The organism is Niallia yueguangensis (genome assembly GCF_052663115.1).
The window spans coordinates 56,854-77,279 of the sequence record NZ_JBQTCX010000018.1 but is presented as its reverse complement, the minus strand read 5'-3'; the positions used below and the strand labels follow the sequence as shown (position 1 = coordinate 77,279).

Genomic DNA, 20,426 nt, shown 5'->3' with positions numbered 1-20,426 from the left:
GTTGAACGATTTTTGAATCACTTTTTTCATTTTTGAAATCATTGTGTCAATTTTTCAATTTAAATTACTATAGCTGAACAAGGAGCTTCCGCTTTTCTAAAAAGATAAGAAAAGTATAAAATTTTCAATTTAGTTTAGTGTCTAGCTCCAGCGCCCTATCGACTTCAACGCTTCCCTTACCTCGTCTACGATAAGTCAACATCGAATCGCTAACGCTCTTCGTGTTTCCTTTATCTACTGTAAGGTACACAATCTAAAACCGCCACGTCCAGTGGCAACGATTGTGTGATCCACATCCTGTGGAACTCACCTTTTTCTGTCGATGAGCAAGGGCGCTTCCGCTTTTCTAATTATCCAGCTGCTGGATTTGAAATAAATTAAAATACTGTCCTCGTTTTTCCATCAATTCTTCATGTGTGCCATCTTCGATAATTCTGCCATGTTCCATTAATACAATGCGGTCTGAGTGGGTGATCGTCGATAAGCGATGTGCTACGATTAAGGTTGTTCGGTCCTTTGCCAGCTTTTCAATCGCTTCTTGTATCGATTGTTCACTCTCTAAGTCTAGTGCAGAGGTTGCTTCGTCTAAAATTAAGATCGGCGGATTTTTTAGAAATACTCGTGCAATCGCTACCCGCTGCTTTTGGCCGCCACTTAACTTCACTCCTCTTTCCCCTACTTTTGTATCATAGCCTTCTGGTAATTCCATAATAAATTCATGTGCATTTGCAGCTTTAGCAGCGGCCACCACTTGTTCATCTGTCGCATGAGGATTCCCAATCATAATATTTTCCTTCACGCTGTCACTGAAAAGAAGATTTTCTTGTAATACCATGCCTATGTTATCTCGCAATGTCCGAACTTTAAAAGAACGAACATCTTGATGATCCAATTCGATGCTTCCGTTTACTACATCATAAAAGCGCGGAATAAGACTGATGAGCGATGATTTCCCCCCGCCACTCATTCCTACAAATGCAACCGTTTCCCCTTGGTTAATTTTTAAAGAGACATCCTTTAAAATAAGTGCTTCATCTGGAGAATAGGAGAAATCAACTTGTTTAAATACTATTTCTCCTTTTACATCCACACACGGAACTGCATCCCTTCTATCTTGAATATCGTATTTTTCATCAATTAATTCAAATACTCGATCCATGGAGGCAATTGATTGCGTTATCGTTGTTGAAGAATTAACCATTCTTCTTAAAGGATTGTATAACCTTTCAATATAAGCAAAAAACGCAATCATCTCACCTAATGATAAATCCCCAGTAATCACTTGATATCCAGAGTATGCAATCACAATGAGCGGAGCAATATCTGTTATTGTATTTACGACAGCAAATGCTTTTGCATTCCACTTTGTATGATTAATCGCTTTATCTAAAAAACGATTATTATATTTACTAAATATTTGCTGCTCATGTTCTTCTCTTGCAAAACTTTTAATAACAGCGATCCCTTGTACTCTTTCATGCAAAAAACTTTGAACACCAGCTAAAGCTTGCGATCTTTCTCTTGTTAACGCCCGTAAATTCCCAAAAAAATACTTTACCGAAAGCGCATAAAATGGGAGCAAGATAATCGAAATAATTGTAAGCTTAATATTCAACGTAAACATAATAGCAATAGCAATTACAATGGTTGCCCCATCTAACCATAAATTCATTAACCCTGTTAAAATAAAGGTTTTTGTTTGCTCTACATCATTAATAACACGAGATATAACTTCCCCTGCTCTTGCATTGGAATAATATTTAAGACTTAATTTTTGCAAATGGGAAAATAGCTGATCACGAATATCATATAGTATCTTATTAGAAACCCACTGGGCAAAATATTGGCGATAATACTCAATAGGTGGTCTCAATACTAAAAAGATAACGGTCATAATCCCCATAGTTATCAATAAACGATTGATCTTTTCATCACTGCTGATCCCGTTATTATTAATAATATCGTCTACTACATACTTCAATAACAGCGGGATGAGAAGCGGAATGGCAAATTTTATTATTCCAATAATAATTGTTCCAATAATTTGCATTCGATACGGCTTAACAAAATGCAAATACCTCTTTATACTATTCAATAACAATTCCCCTTTTTTAAAAGTAATTCAGTTTATTATATCCAAGAAACGTTTAGTCATTTTTCACGATACGATTGTAAACAATGAGTTATTTTATTAGACTGTTTTCGTATAGATTGTTGCTTTTAAATGCGCAGCCTGAATACACTTCGCTTTCCGTGGGCGAGCGTCGAGCCTCCTCGTCGCATACGCTTCTGTGGGGTCTCGTCTTTCTCGCATTCCCACAGGAGTCTACGTGTATTCAGGCTGCTGAGTACTTCTTCTCTCATTTTTTTACATAAAAAACAACAAACTTTGAGAAAACAGCCTTTTATTATTATTACCTAATTACCTATCATACAAAATGAAAAAGCTTGTCCAATCATCAACAAGCTTTTTTCAAAATAATATCAACCTCTGTACGTTAAGAATCTTTCATACCATAAATCAATAAAATCTGGTGCAAAGGGACCCTTTCGCTGGTGAATCCAATCAATCAATTGATTAACATGTGACTTTAATATGTTGTCAATTACACTGGGATAGTTCATTTCGACACGATGACGTTCATATTCATCCTCATCTAACAAATTAAAAGTCATATCTGGAAAAATCTTAATGTCTAAATCATAATCAATGTATTTTATTGCTTCACCATCATAAATAAAAGGAGAACTTAGGTTACAGTAATAATGAATCCCGTCTTCTCTAATCATGCCGATTACATTAAACCAATGCTGCGAATGAAAATAACAAATTGCTGGTTCACGAGTTACCCATGTTCTTCCATCGGCTTCTGTAACAATAGTTCGATCATTACCACCAATTATTAAGTTTTGCGTCCCTTTAAGTATCATTGTTTCGTCCCAGATTCGATGGATGTGCCCATTATGTTTGTAGCTATGAATTTGAATTGGTTCACCCTCGATAGGTACGACCATATTTCTCCCCTACTTTCATTAGCGGACGCTTTGTAACCTGCTACACGTAAAAACATTATTATCCCGACAAAGGCAACAAAGAACAATTCCTCTTTTTTCTATTTATATTATAACGGTTAAGAAGAAAATTTAAAACAAAAGAACCATTGAAATTATACAATGGCCTACGAAATAAAGATTAACTAGACGATAAGTGTTTAAAAAAGAAAGCTGTTTTCGTATAGATTGTTGCTTTTAAAAGCGCAGCCTGAATACACTTCGTCCGTTTAGCGAGCGTCGAGCCTCCTCGTCGCATACGCTCCTGTGGGGTCTCGTCTTTCTCGCATTCCCACAGGAGTCTACGTGTATTCCGTCTATTCCGTCTGCTGAGTACTTCTTCTCCCATTTTTTTACGTAAATAACAACAAAATTTGAGAAAACAGCCAAAAAGAAAGATTAAGAATTATTAACAAGCCTCTAACTAGACGATAATTTCATCTGTTTTTCTTGATACACCTTAATTACCTGTTCTGTCTGTGATTCAAATATTTGATGAATGTCTTTTAATTCTTTTTTCATTTTCTGAATAACTGATTGAACCTCTTTTAATTCGGTTTCCTTTTGCAATAATTGAAGTTCTATTTCTAATGCTTCACATCGTTCCAACTCACCTTGTAAATATAAAAGTTTATCCATCGTTTTCATTTGTTCCCCAACTAACCCATTAAATAAGTCCATAAAAAAACACATCCTAATTTATATTTTTTAAATGGATTTCTATATTAGTATTTCGTTCTCCCTTATCCTATTCCTTTGACAAGTTATGTAGACTGAAAAGAAGTTTTGTCGAATATGAAATGTTATAAATGCCGTTCGTATTAAAACATGAAATGAATTCCATAAAAAGGAACATATTAGACATTTCTTACTTATTTTACTTTAGTTTTGTCCTTTATAAGCCGTATCAAGGACATTTTTAGCTGCTTTTCCTTAGTTTTGTCCTTCATAAGCAGTTTCAAGGACATTTCGGGCTGCTTTTCGTTGATTTTGTCCTTCATAAGCCCTCTCAAGGACATTTCGGACTACTTTTCCCTTGATTTTGTCCTTCATAAAAAAACAAAAGGCACTTCTCTCGAAAAGAAAGTGCCTTTTGCTTTAGTTGTTCAGCAATTATTTGCTAGAGTTTTGTGCTTTTTTAGCTTCTGCTTGTTGATTTAATTTTTTCACTTCTGCAGCGTTTGTTTCGCCAGCAAATTCAGTACCAAATTGACCTGCAGCTCCAGCAGCTCCAGCAGTACCTGCAGATTGTGCGTTTTTTTGTTTAACTTCTTGGATGTTAGTTCCTGTTTGTGTTGCACCAGCTTTTTTAGCCATTACTATCACCTCCACGAATATTAATTTGTCCCAGAATTTAAGGTTCTATTCGCACGATTTAATTTCCAATATAATCCACAAAACAGATAATTTCGAATGTTTTTTATCGACAATATATTAGCAAAAATTAGATAAAAATGAACATAAAAAAAGAGAGAATTTCTCCTCCCTTTTTCATACTTATACCAACAATGAAATACCGCCATCTACTATAATCGTTTGCCCTCTTATCATACTACTGTCATCACTTATTAAAAACATAGCTGTATTTACTATGTCATCAATTTCGACAATCCTGCCTGCTGGTGTTTTTTCTGCTGCATCATTTAATAACTCTTCTCTATTCGGAAAATGCTTTAAAGCATCTGTATCAATTGCTCCGCCTGAAACAGCATTTACAACGATATTTTTCTGAGCAAGCTCAACAGCTAAATAGCGTGTTAATGCTTCTACCGCTGCTTTACTAACACCGACTGTTGTATAGTTTTTTAAGTAGCGGATTGCCCCTAACGAGCTAATGCTGACGATTTTTCCGCCGCTATCCATTAACTTTGCTGCTTCTTGTGCACAAAACAATAATGCTTTACTATTTATATTCATTGTCCAATTCCAATGTGATTCTTCTAAATCCATTATTGGTCTTAATACACCCGATGCCGCGTTGTTTACAAAGACATCTAGCCTGCCAAATTCTTGTTTTATTTCTGCAAACATCTCTTTAATTTTATCAACATCACCGACATTTGCTCTTACCAAAAGCACTTTTCTTCCTAATGCTTTAATTTCATTTGCTGTTTCTTCAGCGGCTTTTTTACTTCTTGCATAATTTATTACAATATCATAGCCATCCTTCGCTAAGCGGAGAGCTATTGCCTTTCCTATCCCTCTGCTGCTTCCTGTTACCAATGCTACTTTTTGTGTCATTTTTTTATTCCTTTCCCATCTATTTATGTTCATTTTACCTCTTTCCATGCATAGTTCGCAATCTACATAAACACAATACATATAGTGCATGTATAGAAATTTTAGCTAAAGAAAGGGTGCTTTTTGTAATGTATGAAGTCAGAGATATGACGGAATTATCCATGTTGGAAAAATCAAAGTGGAAAAATAGTGAATTAGCTTATTTTCATCATTCCTTACAGCAGATGACACCATATTTAAATATAGAAGGACTAACCATTCATCAAGAAATTATGAAAGAAATCGAAAATCGCGGCGGTTTGCAACGAAACGAAGCAGACTACACCCACGATATAAAATAAAATATGATTAACTTTGAGAGAAGGTGCAAAATTTTTAAGCATCTTCTCTTCTATTTAATGTTTCAGGCAAGTATTTTAACATTTTCTGATGGGACACCGGAAAAGGATAACGTTCTATTTCCATTTGTGTCACCTTTTTCAAACGATCCGATTCCGCATCCAATTCCACTAACTCACCGAAATAAACATTGATATTCCAAATTAAATGAGTAAAAACATGCTCAATTCTTGTTATTAAGTCACCAACTTCTATTTTTGCACCATATTTAGAAAGCACTTCATCTTTTAGCTGTTCTTTTTCACTTTGAATCGTTTGCACAATTTCCATGTTAGGAAATTCCCATAAGTTTGCTAATAAACCAGTCTCCGCTCTTTTATGAATAAGCGTTCTTCCATCTTTGTCTTTTAAAATAACAGCAGCAAGATTTAACGATTTTTGCTTTTTCTTTTTTGTTTTGACAGGCAATTCTGTTTGTGTACCATTATAAAATGCTTGGCAATGGTCGCGAACAGGACATATTAGGCAAGATGGAGAGGTTGGTGTACAAATTAAAGCCCCTAATTCCATTAACGCCTGATTAAAATAAGAAGGGTTCTCATGACAAATAAGCCCCCTTACCGCTTCCTCAAACACTTTGCGTGATTTGGGTTTTGCAATATCCTCCCAAATAGAGAGGATTCTTGAGAGCACTCTCATTACATTTCCATCTACTGCCGGCTCTGGCACGCCATATGCAATACTTAAAATAGCGCCAGCTGTATATGGTCCTACTCCTCTAAGTGTCGCGATTTCATCTGGCGTGTTTGGCACAACTCCTCCATACTTTTCTTTTACTTCCTTTACCGCTGTATGTAAGTTTCTCGCTCTTGAATAATATCCAAGCCCTTCCCATGCCTTTAACACCTTTTCTTCTTCTGCTTCTGAGAGTGCATCTATTGAAGGAAACTGTTCGATAAAACGGTTAAAATAAGGGATAACCGTATCTACCTTTGTTTGCTGCAGCATGATTTCTGATACCCAAACCTTATATGGATCTTGGTCCTGTCGCCATGGCAAACTTCGTTGTTCTGCTGTAAACCAATGTAAGAGATCGTCCCTAAATCCTTGAATATTTATATTTTTTAGCGTTTCATTTAAACCGTCCACATTCACCCTCCAATAATATTAATTTTATTAAAATTGGGGAATAACAAAGTATGTATTAAAACTAACTTTTTTTGTCACTCTTCTAAAAATGACCTTTATTTATGTTTGGCCAATTTAATAAAATAAAGGTATATCCATCTCGACTGTCTAACTTAAAAAGTGTATCTTTTGTTTTAGAAAAAAGAAAGTAATTTTTCCTAGAAATTTTAGAATGATTATCCAATCGACTGACTAACTTTAGGGAGGTTTGTTATTTTGGACACTGGTACACATGTAGTCATGGGATTAGCATTGGGCGGTCTTGCAACACTTGACCCCGTTGTTGCAGAAAGTCAGGCAACAACAATTAGTGTGATGATCGCTACATTAGCTGGATCACAGGCTCCCGATATTGATACCGTATTAAAATTAAGAAATAATGCTGTCTATATTAGAAATCACCGAGGGATTACCCATAGCATTCCAGCCGTAATTTTGTGGCCATTAGTTATCATTGCTGTGATCTATCCTTTTTTTCCGGTGGCCAATCTCCTACATTTATGGTTGTGGACATTTTTAGCCGTTTTTTTACATGTTTTTGTCGATATTTTTAATGCTTATGGAACACAAGCCTTACGTCCATTTTCTTCCAAATGGATTGCGTTAGGATTCATCAATACGTTTGATCCAATTATATTTACTGTTCATGTAATTGGTTTGTTTTTATGGGCTTTCGGTTCAGATCCAGGTTATACGTTTTCCACTATTTACATTTTGTTAGTTTGTTATTATTTTCTCCGCTATTTTGCACAGCGAAAAGTTAAAAATAAAGTCAAAGAGCTCGTTCCAAACGCTGCTTCCATTATCTTATCTCCTACCATGAGGTATAACCATTGGCGAGTTGCTGTAATGACAGATGAATTCTTTTATGTAGGCAAAGCACATAACTACCAGATTAAAATTTATGACAAATATGAGCGTGTTCCTATTCCAATAACACCAGCATTAACTGCTGCTCAAAAAGATAAAAACCTTTCTGCCTTTTTATCTTTTTCACCTGTTTATCGGTGGGAAGTGCAAGAGACCGACAATCAATTCCAAGTTCGTTTTATTGACCTGCGCTATCGAAGCAACGGACATTATCCTTTTGTAGCCGTTGTTCACTTAGATCAACATTATGATATCATTTCGTCCTACACCGGCTGGATTTTCAGCGAAGAAAAACTAAGAAAAAAACTTGATATTTTAACCAATTAATGCATTTAATCCATTAGTTTCCTTGAAAAGAAGTTCCGCAGCGTGAATACACTACGCTTTCCGCGGGCGAACGCCGAAGCTTGCCAGTTCGTCCGCGGAAAGCGAGTGAATTTCCTGACCATTCTAAATCAGCACTGAAAATAAACAGAGCCCATCCATAAAAAACAGGTCTCCTTTTTTATGTTAGGGGACCCGTCATTCATTAGTGCAGCTTCTTTTTATCTTCTAAAAAAAACTCTTTGTATTTTGGATTTTGAGCAACAAATTCATGCAGCTTTTCACCGTGATTTTCGATCCATTGACTAACGACTTTTTCCGTTATTTCCATTCCTTGATATTCTCTTCCTGCTTTTGCATAGGTGCTTTCAAAATCTTCCCATAATAACTCGATCCATGTCTGTGCTTGTGTAACGGAAATCGATTGGTTAATTTCCAGCAATCTCTCTACTAACCTTTTTTGATAATCATGCATCATGTTTTATCCTTCTTTCACTAATATTTTGTTTTGTTCCAACCAATACTAATCTTGTGATAAACAACCGTTTACGTTTATTACAACTACCATTGATAAAAAATCGGAGGGGTTCTTTTATGGGAAAAAATGTACACAATATAGACCAAAATAAATTTGAAGGCGAACCTCGTGCGAAGCCAGAATTTGCATCAAAGCGTGCAGATGGGAAAACAAATACACATCCACAAGAAAGAATGAATGCGTCATCTCACCGTGATACGAACCAATAACTTTTTAGAGTGGGACAGGAAGGACAAAAAACTTTCTGCTATCCCTCTCTCCTTTTTGAACACGTGATACAAGTCAATTCGATAACTCATCTAGATATAGTTCGATCTGTTCCATCGCAAATCCTTTTCTGTATAAATATTGTTTCATTTTTTGTTTAAATTCATATCCGGTATACTTGGAAAATTTTCTTTGTGCCTTATCCCCTTGTACTCGGAGCATGTCCATTTCATCACTCGTTTCTTCCATTAAAGAAGGTTCATTTTTTACTTCTTGAATGATGTCGGCAGTATGCCCTTTTCTCATTAACGTCTGCTCCACCTTTTGCAAAAGTATTCGATTAGACTCCTTTTTATTGCTTCCAATCACTTTTTTGGCTATTTTTGCTGCTGCTGATAATTGATCATCATAAGATATTTCTTTTAGCGCTGCTTCGATGAAATGAGCGGCTATTCCCTTTTCCTTTAATTCTCTTTTAATAACTTGTAGACCTTTATCTGTCGTATTTTTTTGCGTTCTAACATAAGAAAAAGCATAATCTTCGTCATCAAGAAATTTCATTTCTATCAGCTTTGTTATTACCTCGGAAACAATAAAGTCCCCTTCTACCTTTGTTTGTAAATAAGTTCTAACCTCTGCTTCTGTTCGTTTTACTTTTGCTAAATACTTCACAGCAAGATGGTACCCTTTCCTTATTTCATCATTAAATTGAATTTCACTTAATAATAAGGAATCTAATTCCAACCCTTTTCGAAGTTGATATTGAATTAATATCGCCTCATCTACACTAAATGCATATTGCTCATTTCCATTTTTCACCGTAAAAATATTATAGCGATCCTCAATCTGTTTCTGTCTAGTAATTTTAGAAATAATCAAGCTTTATCCCCCCTTATGATTTAATGATTTGCTTTCGGGAATATATAAATAAAGGGCGTTGACAAAAGTAATCAGCATAAATGTTGATAAATTGTACTTTGCTTATACATTTATCATACTACAAAAAATAACGTTTTTTCACTCTATTACAAGCGAATGATATAACCTTATGTATTTTGGTGAGGCTGTTTTCTCAAAGTTTGTTGTTTTTCATGTAAAAAAATAGGAGAAGAAGTACTCAGCAGACTGAATACACGTAGACTCCTGTGGGAATGCGAGAAAGGCGAGACCCCACAGGAGCGTATGCGACGAGGAGGCTCGACGCTCGCTAAACGGACGAAGTGTATTCAGGCTGCGAGTTTAAAAGCGACATTCTATACGAAAACAGCCTTTGGTAAAGAAGAAGACTTGCCGACATTGTATTAAGTATCTTTTCTTGCTTATTAGGGAAAACTATTAAAAAAGAAAGGATGTTTAACATGGAAAAAAAGAAACAACCTAAATCGAAACATACTTTATCTAGTATGCAAGAAGTATTATATACACACGAATTTAAAAAAGCGGACACGGCAGCAGCAAAACCTAGTAAAAATAAAAGAAATTAATTTTTAACAGACTAGAAGGAGATTATTCAGCCTTCTAGTCTTAAACTTGCCTACATATAAAACCAAGTAGTTATCCACAAAAAATGAATTACCCCCCTACCATCCTGTGGATAATGTGAATAAACCTGTGGAATACTTATATAACAATGATTATCTTGTTAATAATACGTGAATAAACCAGCCAACTTTTCCACATTCCATATTATCACAATATATTACTACGTAATCACTCATTTTTAGCACATGAACTTCAAGATTTCTGCGCCTTGACCTTCTCCACTCTAATTATTCTCCCACCCTTATATTATTTAATTGTTCAAATTTTTTGATATAATGAACTTAATTATGTTTAAAGGAGATTTGCACATGACAAATTCAAAGAAATTTATCGGTTATGTTGGTACTTATACAAAATCGACAAGCAAAGGAATTTATTCCTTTATACTGGATACAACAGAAAAAAAAATAGCGAATATTGAATTAGTCGCTGAAATTGATAACCCTACCTATTTAACTGTAAGTAAAGACAATAAACATCTTTATGCAGTAGGAAAAGATGGTTCGCTTGGAGGTGTTTCTGCCTATACAATCGATCCTGCATCCGGCAAACTTCAAATGCTTAATAGCCAATATACAGAAGGTGCTTCACCATGTCATGTAAGCGTTGATGAAAACAAAAAAACTGTATTATCCGGAAACTATCATAAAGGAACTGCAGAAGCATATCCTATTGATCAAGAAAGCAATGCTCTTCAAGCTGTTTCTTCTGTTATTGAGCACACTGGCACTGGTCCTAATAAGGCACGTCAAGAAAAACCACATATGCATTTTGTCGGGTTTACTCCTGATGAAAAATATGTTGTATCTGTTGATTTAGGAATTGATAAATTAGATACATACAAGCTGACAAATGGCGTGTTAGAGGAAGTAAGCAGTTTATCCACAAAACCTGGCAGCGGTCCAAGACATATCGCTTTCCATCCTAACGGTAAATTTGCTTATATTATGACGGAATTAAGCTCAGAAGTAATTGCTTTATCGTATGATGCAGAATCCGGAAGCTTTAAAGAACTTCAATACATTTCCACCTTGCCAACTGATTTTACGGAAAATAATCAAGGCAGTGCGATCCATCTTTCATCTGACGGCAATTTTGTTTATGCTGGTAACCGTGGACATAATTCTATTGCTATTTTTAGTGTGAACAAAGAAACAGGTGAGTTGCAATATGTAGACCGTACATCTACAGAAGGAAACTGGCCTCGCGATTTTGTTTTAGATCCAACAGAACAGTTTCTTGTTGCATCAAATGAACAATCAGATACATTGACGTTATTTGCAAGAGATCAAGCAACAGGCAAACTAACATTACTTCAATCAGAAATTCAAGCACCTGAACCAGTTTGTATAAAATTTTTAAATTATTAAAAGAAAAGCGCAGGCGCCTGAGTTAGACACTCATCTAAGTTAAAAATTTTTTATCTTTCTTATCTTTTAAAAAAGCTGACCTTCAATCAATGAAAGTCAGCTTTTTTAGCATTTATGCTAAGTACGCTTCTTGTACTTGTTTATTTGTAATTAATTCTGCTCCTGATCCTTCTAGAACAATTTCACCCGTTTGAATAACATACCCTCTATTGGCAATTTGCAGTGCTTGGAAAGCATTTTGCTCTACTAGTAGAATCGTCATTCCCTCTTTATTCAACTCTTTAATAATCTCAAATATTTGTTCCACAATAATTGGCGCCAAACCCATGGAAGGTTCATCAAGCATTAATACTTCCGGCTGCATCATAAGAGCACGGCCAATAGCAAGCATTTGCTGCTCCCCACCGCTCATCGTCCCGCCTTTTTGTTCTATCCGCTCTTTTAATCTAGGAAAATATCCAAACACCTTTTTCATTCTTGTTTCAATTAATTGTTTATCTTTTACAGCAAAAGCACCAATTAATAAGTTTTCTCGTACAGAAAGCTTAGGAAAAATCCGTCTTCCTTCTGGTACTTGTGAAATACCTAATACAGCTGTTTTATGGGCAGCAATATTGGTGATTTCATTCCCTTTGTAAAAAATAGATCCTTTTTTGGCAGGGACTTGTCCACTTACCGCTTTTAAAGTAGTGGATTTTCCTGCCCCATTACTTCCGATAAGCGTAACAATTTCTCCTTTATCTACATGCAGGCTGATTCCCTTTAAAGCCTGGATGCCTCCATATGATGCCTCGATACTATTAAGTTCCAGTATTTTCTCCATGCTGTTACCCCCTTTAAGCGAGCGCTACCGCTCCTTTGCCTAAATATGCTTCGATTACCTTTGGATTGGAACGAATGTCTTCCGGTCCGCCTTCAGCAATCTTCTCTCCGTGGTCAAGGACAATAATATGATTAGAAATTTCCATCACTAGCTTCATATCATGTTCTATTAAGATAATCGTCAAATCCAATTTTTTACACATATCTTGTATTAAGTCTGTTAATAAACTCGTTTCTTTCGGGTTCATACCAGCAGCAGGCTCATCTAATAATAAAATACGAGGTTTTGTTGCTAGGGCACGGGCAATTTCCAATCTTCGCTGGGCACCATAAGATAAATTTCCCGCTGCTTCATTTAACAAATCTGCAAGACCAACATATTCTAATAAGCGATAAGCCTCTTTTTTTGCTTCCTCTTCCTCATGTCTTGATTTTGGAAGCTGGAGTAGTGTTCCTAATATATTCCCTTTTATATGATTATGCATCCCAATCAATACATTTTCTAAAACCGTAATCTCATCGAATAAACGAATATTTTGGAAAGTACGGGAGATTCCATTTTTTGCAACAACATGAGGTTTTAAACCTGCTATCGACTTGCCTTCTAAAAGAATTTTTCCTGATGTTGGTTTATATACTCCTGTAATCATATTAAAAAATGTCGTTTTCCCTGCTCCATTTGGTCCAATAACAGCTGTTATGGAGTTTTTTTCAACATACATATCAATATCCGAATTTGCGACAAGTCCGCCAAAAGATTTGGTTAATCCTTTAATTTCGAGTATATTCACTTGATGCTCCTCCTTTTACATTTGCTCCGGTCCCTTGTTTTAATTTCTTTGCATTAAATTTTATATTTTTCACCGGTATCAAACCTTGTGGACGATACAATGTCATGACAATTAATAATGCTCCAAAAATAAATCTTTGCATTTTTGCCGGAGATAACGCATCAGGAATAGCCGTTACTGTACTAAGCCAAGATGTAATCTCTGCTAAAACTTGTAAATTCAAAATGGTAATAACAGAAGCACCTAAAATAACACCAGGAACACTTCCCATACCTCCCAAAATTACCATAACAAGAATAGTAGTAGATTCTAAGTAAGTGAAACTTGTTGGATCAATAAAGGTTTGTTTTGCTGCAAATACAACCCCCATCATTCCTGAAAAAGAAGCTCCGATTGCAAAAGCTGTTAATTTTGTTTTTACTAGTGGGATTCCCATTGCTTGTGCAGCAATTTCATTTTCTCTAACTGCTTTCCAAGAACGCCCCAATTTTGTATGTTCTAATTTTGTAACCGTATAAATTACGATAACAAAAACAACTAATACAACATAATAAAATTGGTTTGGGAATATTAATTGAATGCCAAAGATTTCAGGAGGACTAATACTCGCAAGCCCCATCGCACCGTTTGTAATATTGACTGGTTTATCTAAATTATTAAATACAATGCGAATAATCTCCCCGAATCCTAATGTAACAATGGCCAAATAATCTCCTTTAACACGAAGAACAGGAATTCCCAGCAGAACTCCAAATAACGCTGCTACAAAAAGACCAATGATAATAAAGATCCAAAAGCTGTTTCCTGATAATGGGTACTGGCCAAAAGGCATAAAGTTGGAAGCTTGCGCTGTCGCAAAAATACCATATGTGTAAGCACCTACTGCAAAAAATGCTACAAATCCTAAATCAAGCAATCCTGCTAATCCAACCACAATATTTAATCCCAACGCCATACAAACATAAATTCCCACCATCGTGGCAACTTCCATATACGATTGATAAGCAGGTCCGTGGCTTGCTGAAAATGGAAGAACAAACCCTAAAATGATAATCCCCAATGCCCATTTTATTTTATTTCCTAACTTTAAGAAGTACAAAATTAAGAGGGAAAATAATAGTAGTAAAAATGCCACAACTGATTGTTGTGCAAGATATAAACTAGCACTTGTTACTAATACGTATACTAAAAATAGTATTGCTTGTGCCATTTTATTGTTCTGTAGTGTATTCATTAAGTTTGTCATTGTTCCCACCTACACTTTCTCTGCTACGGCTTTCCCAAATAAGCCTTCTGGTTTAAAGATTAGGACAATAATTAAAATAGCAAAAGCAACAACATCTTTATATTCGGCCCCTAAAAGACCACCTGTAAGAACAGATAAATTTGCAGCTGTAAACATTTCGATAAGACCAATAATCAAACCGCCTACCATTGCTCCGCGAATATTTCCAATTCCACCAAGCACGGCAGCTGTAAATGCCTTTAAGCCAAGAATAAATCCAATATATGGATCAATTGTTCCATATTGGATGGCAAATAAAACACCTGTCGCTCCACCAAGGGCAGAACCAACAAAAAATGTAACAGAAATCACTTTATTAACGTTAATGGACATAAGAGATGCAGTTTCTCTATCCTGTGCTACTGCTCTCATTGCCATGCCCCATTTTGTTCTATTAACAAACAAATCAAGAGCAATCATTAGTATGATGGCAACAATAATAACTACTAAAAAGGAACTTTTAAAATGAGGATTCTGAATTCCTGGGATAATAGAATCTAAATGTACTTTTATTTGTCCTTCGAAAAAATTTGGAGAAGTTAAAATATAATTTCCTTTATATAATTCTGTAATAAAACGGACAATATCTTGCAGCAGGAAAGAAATCCCGATAGCTGAAATAAGCGCAATTAATTTCGGTGCTTTTCGCAACGGACGATATGCGACTCTTTCAATCCCCATTCCCATTAGCCCTGTGATTAAACTAGATATCACAAGCATGATAATTAAAGAAAGTACAGCTGGTAACATCGCTGTCCAGCCAAGACTTGTTAAAACAATTAAAACAGCTGTTCCAATAAACGCACCTGTCATGAAGATTTCTCCATGGGCAAAATTTATCAGCTCCAATATTCCATAAACCATTGTGTATCCAAGTGCAATAACAGCATAAACAGCACCAAGAGTTAGTCCATCTATCAAAACTTGCGGTAATGTTTGTAATATTTCTGTCAGCATTTTCTTCCCCACACTTTTGTTTATAATTTTTTGTTTTTAAGAGGGTGTTCAAAAAATCACCAAATTAAAGCCTCTCATTTGTTTCCTTTTTGAACTCACAATTTAAGGATAGTTCTTTTTTACGTTGGCTAAAGTCTTTTCACTTACTTGCTTGTCCTAACTTGCTAACCTACTGACTAATCATAAATACTATCCCGTTATATTTACTATAATCCAATTGAAAAAGGGTACGGGATATCCATACCCTTCTTATTTGATTATTCTTTTTCAATTTCTCCATCTAATGTAGCTGGATATTTTGCTTCGTCAAATTTATAGATAAAGATTTTTGCATATGTGTTATCACCTTTATCATCGAAACCAACTTGAGTTACAACCCCTTTGTAATCCTTAATACCACGTACTGCTGTCATTACTTGTTCACGAGTTGGCATTTTACCGTCATTGTCTTTAATCGCTTGTTCAATACCAGCTAATAATACACCTGCACTGTCATAAGCATATCCTGAATAAGATTCAATAGGTTTGTTAAATTTCGCTTTATAATCATCAGCAAATTTTTTACCTTCTGGTGTTTTTGTCGTATCACCTGCAACAGAAGTTAAGAATGTATTTTTCACTGCATCGCCGGCAATTTCAACAAATGTAGAAGAATCTAAGCCATCTCCACCCATAAATGGAACATCGATTCCTTTATCACGAGCTTGTTTAACTAAAAGGCCGCCTTCAGCATATAAACCGCCATAATAAATTAAATCCGGCTTTTTAGATGATACTTGGTTTAATACACCGTTAAAGTCTTTTTCCCCAACAGTGATACCTTCATATCCAATAATCTCAGCGCCCATTTTTTCAGCAGCATCTCTAAATGCACCTGCTAAACCTGAACCGTAAGCTGTTTTATCTTGAATAACGAAGATTTTTTTCGCTTTTAATGTTTCAACAGCATATTTAGCGCCAGCGGGACCTTGGAAATCGTCGCGTGCAACTACACGGCTTACTGATTTAAGATTACGGTCTGTAAAATCAGTTGCTGTACTTGCTGGTGATATGCTGACAATTTTATTTTTTTCATATACTTGAGATGCAGGAATGGAAACACCTGAATTTAAGTGGCCAACAACTCCTAATACGGATTGGTCAGCAGCAATTAAATTAGCGTTTGCTACCCCTTTTTTCGGATCTCCTTGGTCGTCTTGCGCTTCCAATTTAAGTTCAAAACCTAAATCAGCAAACTTATCTTTTTGCTCATCTACTGCTAATTGAGCTCCTAGTTTAATTGCTTCGCCTAAAGTTGCACTTCCACCCGATAATGGAGATTGTGTAGAGATTTTTATCACTTTCTTCCCGTCAGCGCCGCTATCTTTGTCCTTATTATTGGATGAGGCACACCCGCTCATGAAACCTAGTGCTAAAGTTGCTGTCATCGCTAATGATAGTACTTTTTTCGAAATCATAATTAGCCCCCTATTTCTCTTTTTCTTTAGGAATGCTGGTAATAACATCCTAATTACCTAGGAATATTATCCCAATAATAGAACTCCTTGTATGGATTATAATCCTGTATTAGACAGGTGTCTTTATTTTTGTAAGATTATCTAACGTTATTTTTTAAAAAATTAAATAAATTCTGACACTTATGTAATGATATATCTAAATTAAATCTCAACAAACAGCTACTATAAAATAATTTTAAGGAACAAAAGCGCAAGCGCCTTGAACAGCTCTGAAGAAAAATGTTCACATGACTCAAAAAGTGCTTTTTACTTTTAGAGGCATGGGGTTATTTTTCACAAGAGCTAGGCGCTGGAGCTAGATGTGGACACAACCGGCAAGTTATCCACAATCCCATTTCGTTTATAATTTCCTGGTGTATGACGACAAAAAAAGAGCCGACAAATAAGTTTGACCTTTTTTGCCAGCTCCTAACCTATATTACATCCATGGAATATCTGTGTTTACAACGGTTGCAAATGCTTTACTATGTTCCCTTCTATCTTTTCTGATCTTTACCCTCTTTTCTGCTGTATTATAAAGCATTAATTCTTCTGGAGATTGAGGAACTACTTTTGGAACTTGTTTTGGTTTTCCATTATCATTTAATGCTACGAAGGTTAAAAAAGACGTCGCTGCTAATTTGCGTTCCCCTGTTTTTAAATTTTCCGCGATCACTTTCACAAAAACTTCCATCGACGATCTGCCCGTATGTGAAACAAATGATTGCAAACAAACCGAATCTGTTGGTTTAATGGGAAATAAAAAGTCGACAGAGTCAGTAGAAGCTGTTACCACGTCACTTCTCGAATGCCTTGAGGCAGAAATGGATGCCACATCATCAATATAACTCATTAGTTTTCCGCCAAATAAAGAATTATGATTATTTGTATCAATGGGAAATATTCTACTCGTTTTTACCACTAAAGATTCTCTACAAAATTTCTCTTCTCGTACATCCATTTAACTAAAACCCCCTTAAAGTATTTGTATACACATTAATGAAATGCTGATACCTTATCCTTTCACTCCTCGGTATACAAAAGTACTTTCATTAAAAATATTGTAGAGGAACGATCTGATTTTTGTAAAGATAAATATCCTCCTTGCGCTGCCGTCACTACCTCTTTTCTCGCTGTAACACCTATTTTTCCGTATTAAAAAAAAGTGAAGAAATAATATCCTTCACTTTTAAACCAGCCACTTATTTATTTAATAGTGCTTCTGTTTCGTCTTTGACACCGACTAGTCCTAAAATGGTTAAAAATAGATTTTGTGGACCGAAGTAGGCATCTGTTGGATCAAAATATTCCTCTAACGTATGAACCCCTCCATAATCACCGCCACCGCCTAAAGTTACTGCGGGAATTCCTAAACTAATAGGAACATTAGAATCCGTGCTGCTTGCAGAAGAGAGTTCTGGGTGCAACCCTAAACATTGTGCTGCTGCTAAAGAGGTTTGTACAATAGCATCCTCACTATTCTGAGTTCCAGCTGGCCTGTCTCCTACTAACTTTATCTTTACTTCTATCGCTGTTGTTTCACTTTGCCAACGGTTATTTTCTTCCTCTGCCGCCTCTTTTAATAATTTCATCACTTTCGTTTCCAACAGCAGCAGTTCTTCCTGTGAATTGGAACGCAAATCAAGCATCATGCTTGCTTCTTCCGCTATTGTATTAACAGATGTTCCACCAATAATCGTTCCTACTGTAAAGGTTGTTTTCGGGTCTTTAGGTGTTTGAATGTCTGCAATTTTGTTTATTGCTCTTCCTAATGCATGGACAGCACTAGGAATGCCAAAATCTCCAAAGCTATGTCCACCAGACCCTTTATAAGTCACTTCATATCTGTGACTTCCAGTTCCAAGAAAAACGATTCGTTCAGGACTTCCAGGTTCGATTGAAATAAAACCATCAATATCCTTTCTATCCTGAAATAATCCTTTTACTCCCCTTAAGTCACCTAACCCTTCCTCTCCAACTGTGGCACCAAAAATGATATCGCCTTTTGTTTGGATATTCGTTTCATTAAATGCTCTAACAACAGATAAAACTGCCGCTAGTCCTCTGCCATCATCAGAAATTCCTGGTGCGTATACTTTTCCATCCTTCTTTTTTACTGTAACGGCTGTTCCCTCGGGAAATACAGTGTCTAAGTGAGCACAAACAAACAGCCTTGGACCGCTGCCTGTACCATAACGAATACCAAAAACATTTCCATGCTTGTCTTCCTCTATCTGCGAAAGTCCCAATAACTCCAGTTTTGCTTTGTATACTTTTCCTCTTTCTTGTTCTAAAAAGCTTGGAGCAGGAATACAAGTGAGTTCTATTTGTTCCTCTAGTGTCTTTTCGGCATCTTCCTTTAAAAAAATCAACCCTTTTTTTACAAGGGAATTTGCTGTTAACTGTTTCATAGTAGCTTCCATAGAATTCATGATAAACTTTTCTGTCATATGTATCCCTTCTTCCTTTTATTTCGTGAATCTAAGTATTATTCATATTATATTCTAAATTTTTAATTAATACTATAAGAAAAGCGGAAGCGCCTTGACCAGCCCCGAAGAAAAATGTTCTCTTGGCTCAAAAAGTGTTTTTTACTTTTAGAGCCAAGAGGTTATCTTTCACAGGGGCTAGGCGCTGGCCGGCTAAAAACGCCACGTCCTGTGGCAACGCCGGCACTTGTACGTCCTGTACGTCGGAGCCAGACAATTATCTAACTTAAAAATATAAATTCTATTAATAAAAAAACTGTAATAAAAAACATTGACGAACATAGCTTGCATACTATACCATTATTTTTTGTGTTGAAAGACGTGGTTCGAGACCATCCCACGTAAAAAAACTAAGGGAGAGAAAAAAATGAACATAAAAACACTTGCAGTAAATGGTATGATTGCTGCCCTTTATATTGCTGTATCAGGCATTATTGCACCATTTGGTTTTACGAATATTCAATTCCGAGTTTCAGAAATGTTTAATCATTTAGTTGTTTTTAATAAAAAATATATGTATGGAATTGTTATTGGAGTATTTTTTGCAAATTTATTCTTTTCACCATTGAAGGCATACGATCTTGTTTTTGGAGTGGCTCAATCAATCATTGCTTTGCTTATTACGATTTGTGTAGGACGATATGTAAAAAACATTGTAAAACGAATGATTATTAACACACTCGTCTTTACATTTACGATGTTTATCATTGCATTGGAACTTTATTTAGCGTTCAACTTGCCGTTTTTATATACATGGTATACAACTGCTGTTGGCGAATTTGCGGTGATGGCAATAGGTATTCCGATTATTTATATCGTGAATAAGCGCGTTCGTTTTGGTAAATTAATAGGGGAAAACAAGGCATAGAAGAGGTTAACAAGTGAGAGGCAAAACAGAAAATAATAGGGTAAATAC

At 35.8% G+C, this 20,426-nt stretch carries 21 protein-coding genes and 1 riboswitch; of the genes, 6 read left to right on the top strand and 15 right to left on the bottom strand.

Features of this window, described 5'->3' with window-relative positions; all coding sequences use genetic code 11:
• Positions 1 to 346: 346 nt before the first annotated feature.
• The 5 genes from ACTYA4_RS15975 to fabL form a co-directional block, all read right to left on the bottom strand.
• Positions 347 to 2,095 (bottom strand): ABC transporter ATP-binding protein, encoded by a 1,749-nt coding sequence (locus tag ACTYA4_RS15975; RefSeq protein WP_443483120.1) that lies wholly within the window; start codon positions 2,093 to 2,095, stop codon positions 347 to 349.
• Between the two features lie 389 nt (positions 2,096 to 2,484).
• Positions 2,485 to 3,015 carry a nucleoside tri-diphosphate phosphatase gene (gene ntdP, locus ACTYA4_RS15970; protein ID WP_443483119.1) on the bottom strand — a complete coding sequence of 177 codons (531 nt, stop codon included), beginning with the start codon at positions 3,013 to 3,015 and terminating at the stop codon, positions 2,485 to 2,487.
• A 456-nt stretch (positions 3,016 to 3,471) separates the two neighbouring features.
• A complete protein-coding gene (locus ACTYA4_RS15965) occupies positions 3,472 to 3,732 on the bottom strand; it encodes a YgaB family protein (protein WP_443483118.1) in 261 nt (86 codons plus the stop codon).
• Between the two features lie 432 nt (positions 3,733 to 4,164).
• A complete protein-coding gene (locus tag ACTYA4_RS15960; RefSeq protein WP_443483117.1) occupies positions 4,165 to 4,368 on the bottom strand; it encodes a gamma-type small acid-soluble spore protein in 204 nt (67 codons plus the stop codon).
• A gap of 180 nt (positions 4,369 to 4,548) precedes the next feature.
• The gene (fabL, locus tag ACTYA4_RS15955; protein ID WP_443483133.1) at positions 4,549 to 5,292 is read right to left on the bottom strand and encodes an enoyl-[acyl-carrier-protein] reductase FabL; all 744 of its coding nucleotides are present in this window, start codon (positions 5,290 to 5,292) and stop codon (positions 4,549 to 4,551) included.
• A 128-nt stretch (positions 5,293 to 5,420) separates the two neighbouring features.
• On the opposite strand from fabL, the gene yfhS reads away from it, so the two are divergent.
• Positions 5,421 to 5,633: a mother cell protein YfhS gene (gene yfhS / locus ACTYA4_RS15950; RefSeq protein WP_443483116.1), complete on the top strand. Its 213-nt coding sequence runs from the start codon at positions 5,421 to 5,423 to the stop codon at positions 5,631 to 5,633.
• A gap of 34 nt (positions 5,634 to 5,667) precedes the next feature.
• Here the strand turns inward: yfhS and mutY are convergent, their stop codons facing one another.
• Positions 5,668 to 6,780 (bottom strand): A/G-specific adenine glycosylase, encoded by a 1,113-nt coding sequence (mutY, locus tag ACTYA4_RS15945; RefSeq protein WP_443483115.1) that lies wholly within the window; start codon positions 6,778 to 6,780, stop codon positions 5,668 to 5,670.
• Positions 6,781 to 7,035: 255 nt separating this feature from the next.
• Between mutY and ACTYA4_RS15940 the strand changes: the two genes are divergently transcribed.
• The gene (locus ACTYA4_RS15940) at positions 7,036 to 8,016 is read left to right on the top strand and encodes a metal-dependent hydrolase (RefSeq protein ID WP_443483114.1); all 981 of its coding nucleotides are present in this window, start codon (positions 7,036 to 7,038) and stop codon (positions 8,014 to 8,016) included.
• Positions 8,017 to 8,218: 202 nt separating this feature from the next.
• Here the strand turns inward: ACTYA4_RS15940 and ACTYA4_RS15935 are convergent, their stop codons facing one another.
• Positions 8,219 to 8,488, bottom strand: coding sequence for a YfhJ family protein (locus tag ACTYA4_RS15935; RefSeq protein ID WP_443483132.1), 270 nt, complete (start codon positions 8,486 to 8,488; stop codon positions 8,219 to 8,221).
• Positions 8,489 to 8,607: 119 nt separating this feature from the next.
• Between ACTYA4_RS15935 and sspK the strand changes: the two genes are divergently transcribed.
• Positions 8,608 to 8,760 carry a small, acid-soluble spore protein K gene (sspK, locus tag ACTYA4_RS15930; RefSeq protein WP_443483113.1) on the top strand — a complete coding sequence of 51 codons (153 nt, stop codon included), beginning with the start codon at positions 8,608 to 8,610 and terminating at the stop codon, positions 8,758 to 8,760.
• A 73-nt stretch (positions 8,761 to 8,833) separates the two neighbouring features.
• On the opposite strand, the gene recX is transcribed toward sspK, so the two are convergent.
• Positions 8,834 to 9,637 carry a recombination regulator RecX gene (recX, locus tag ACTYA4_RS15925; protein WP_443483112.1) on the bottom strand — a complete coding sequence of 268 codons (804 nt, stop codon included), beginning with the start codon at positions 9,635 to 9,637 and terminating at the stop codon, positions 8,834 to 8,836.
• A gap of 479 nt (positions 9,638 to 10,116) precedes the next feature.
• On the opposite strand from recX, the gene ACTYA4_RS15920 reads away from it, so the two are divergent.
• Positions 10,117 to 10,242, top strand: coding sequence for a YfhE family protein (locus ACTYA4_RS15920; protein WP_443483111.1), 126 nt, complete (start codon positions 10,117 to 10,119; stop codon positions 10,240 to 10,242).
• Between the two features lie 366 nt (positions 10,243 to 10,608).
• Positions 10,609 to 11,670, top strand: a complete 1,062-nt coding sequence (locus ACTYA4_RS15915; RefSeq protein WP_443483110.1) for a lactonase family protein — start codon at positions 10,609 to 10,611, stop codon at positions 11,668 to 11,670.
• Between the two features lie 112 nt (positions 11,671 to 11,782).
• Here ACTYA4_RS15915 and ACTYA4_RS15910 read toward each other — a convergent pair whose 3' ends face one another.
• From ACTYA4_RS15910 to ACTYA4_RS15880, 7 genes are all read right to left on the bottom strand, one after another.
• Positions 11,783 to 12,493, bottom strand: a complete 711-nt coding sequence (locus ACTYA4_RS15910) for an ABC transporter ATP-binding protein (RefSeq protein ID WP_443483109.1) — start codon at positions 12,491 to 12,493, stop codon at positions 11,783 to 11,785.
• Between the two features lie 13 nt (positions 12,494 to 12,506).
• A complete protein-coding gene (locus ACTYA4_RS15905; RefSeq protein WP_443483108.1) occupies positions 12,507 to 13,283 on the bottom strand; it encodes an ABC transporter ATP-binding protein in 777 nt (258 codons plus the stop codon).
• Entirely contained in the window at positions 13,264 to 14,529 is a 1,266-nt protein-coding gene (locus ACTYA4_RS15900; RefSeq protein ID WP_443483107.1) for a branched-chain amino acid ABC transporter permease, read from the bottom strand. Before ACTYA4_RS15900 ends, ACTYA4_RS15905 begins: the two co-directional genes overlap by 20 nt.
• Before the next feature lie 9 nt (positions 14,530 to 14,538).
• Complete coding sequence (locus tag ACTYA4_RS15895; RefSeq protein WP_443483106.1) at positions 14,539 to 15,525, bottom strand: branched-chain amino acid ABC transporter permease; 987 nt, start codon at positions 15,523 to 15,525, stop codon at positions 14,539 to 14,541.
• Between the two features lie 257 nt (positions 15,526 to 15,782).
• On the bottom strand, positions 15,783 to 16,982 hold the full coding sequence (locus tag ACTYA4_RS15890; protein ID WP_443483105.1) for a branched-chain amino acid ABC transporter substrate-binding protein: 1,200 nt from the start codon (positions 16,980 to 16,982) through the stop codon (positions 15,783 to 15,785).
• A 478-nt stretch (positions 16,983 to 17,460) separates the two neighbouring features.
• Positions 17,461 to 17,982, bottom strand: a complete 522-nt coding sequence (locus ACTYA4_RS15885; protein ID WP_443483104.1) for an acyl-CoA thioesterase — start codon at positions 17,980 to 17,982, stop codon at positions 17,461 to 17,463.
• Positions 17,983 to 18,223: 241 nt separating this feature from the next.
• Positions 18,224 to 19,471 carry a M20/M25/M40 family metallo-hydrolase gene (locus ACTYA4_RS15880; protein WP_443483103.1) on the bottom strand — a complete coding sequence of 416 codons (1,248 nt, stop codon included), beginning with the start codon at positions 19,469 to 19,471 and terminating at the stop codon, positions 18,224 to 18,226.
• Positions 19,472 to 19,825: 354 nt separating this feature from the next.
• Positions 19,826 to 19,870: riboswitch (PreQ1 riboswitch) on the top strand.
• A 7-nt stretch (positions 19,871 to 19,877) separates the two neighbouring features.
• Here ACTYA4_RS15880 and ACTYA4_RS15875 point away from each other — a divergent pair.
• Entirely contained in the window at positions 19,878 to 20,378 is a 501-nt protein-coding gene (locus ACTYA4_RS15875; RefSeq protein ID WP_443483102.1) for a QueT transporter family protein, read from the top strand.
• Positions 20,379 to 20,426 lie beyond the last annotated feature (48 nt).

Coding starts and splice junctions, on each gene's coding strand:
- ACTYA4_RS15885 (WP_443483104.1), bottom strand. CDS start 17,982: ATGGATGTACGAGAAGAGAAATTTTGTAGAGAATCTTTAGTGGTAAAA.
- sspK (WP_443483113.1), top strand. CDS start 8,608: ATGGGAAAAAATGTACACAATATAGACCAAAATAAATTTGAAGGCGAA.
- ACTYA4_RS15920 (WP_443483111.1), top strand. CDS start 10,117: ATGGAAAAAAAGAAACAACCTAAATCGAAACATACTTTATCTAGTATG.
- ACTYA4_RS15900 (WP_443483107.1), bottom strand. CDS start 14,529: ATGACAAACTTAATGAATACACTACAGAACAATAAAATGGCACAAGCA.
- ACTYA4_RS15880 (WP_443483103.1), bottom strand. CDS start 19,471: ATGACAGAAAAGTTTATCATGAATTCTATGGAAGCTACTATGAAACAG.
- fabL (WP_443483133.1), bottom strand. CDS start 5,292: ATGACACAAAAAGTAGCATTGGTAACAGGAAGCAGCAGAGGGATAGGA.
- ACTYA4_RS15960 (WP_443483117.1), bottom strand. CDS start 4,368: ATGGCTAAAAAAGCTGGTGCAACACAAACAGGAACTAACATCCAAGAA.
- ACTYA4_RS15965 (WP_443483118.1), bottom strand. CDS start 3,732: ATGGACTTATTTAATGGGTTAGTTGGGGAACAAATGAAAACGATGGAT.
- ACTYA4_RS15915 (WP_443483110.1), top strand. CDS start 10,609: ATGACAAATTCAAAGAAATTTATCGGTTATGTTGGTACTTATACAAAA.
- ACTYA4_RS15935 (WP_443483132.1), bottom strand. CDS start 8,488: ATGCATGATTATCAAAAAAGGTTAGTAGAGAGATTGCTGGAAATTAAC.
- ACTYA4_RS15895 (WP_443483106.1), bottom strand. CDS start 15,525: ATGCTGACAGAAATATTACAAACATTACCGCAAGTTTTGATAGATGGA.
- ACTYA4_RS15910 (WP_443483109.1), bottom strand. CDS start 12,493: ATGGAGAAAATACTGGAACTTAATAGTATCGAGGCATCATATGGAGGC.
- yfhS (WP_443483116.1), top strand. CDS start 5,421: ATGTATGAAGTCAGAGATATGACGGAATTATCCATGTTGGAAAAATCA.
- ACTYA4_RS15890 (WP_443483105.1), bottom strand. CDS start 16,982: ATGATTTCGAAAAAAGTACTATCATTAGCGATGACAGCAACTTTAGCA.
- ntdP (WP_443483119.1), bottom strand. CDS start 3,015: ATGGTCGTACCTATCGAGGGTGAACCAATTCAAATTCATAGCTACAAA.
- ACTYA4_RS15875 (WP_443483102.1), top strand. CDS start 19,878: ATGAACATAAAAACACTTGCAGTAAATGGTATGATTGCTGCCCTTTAT.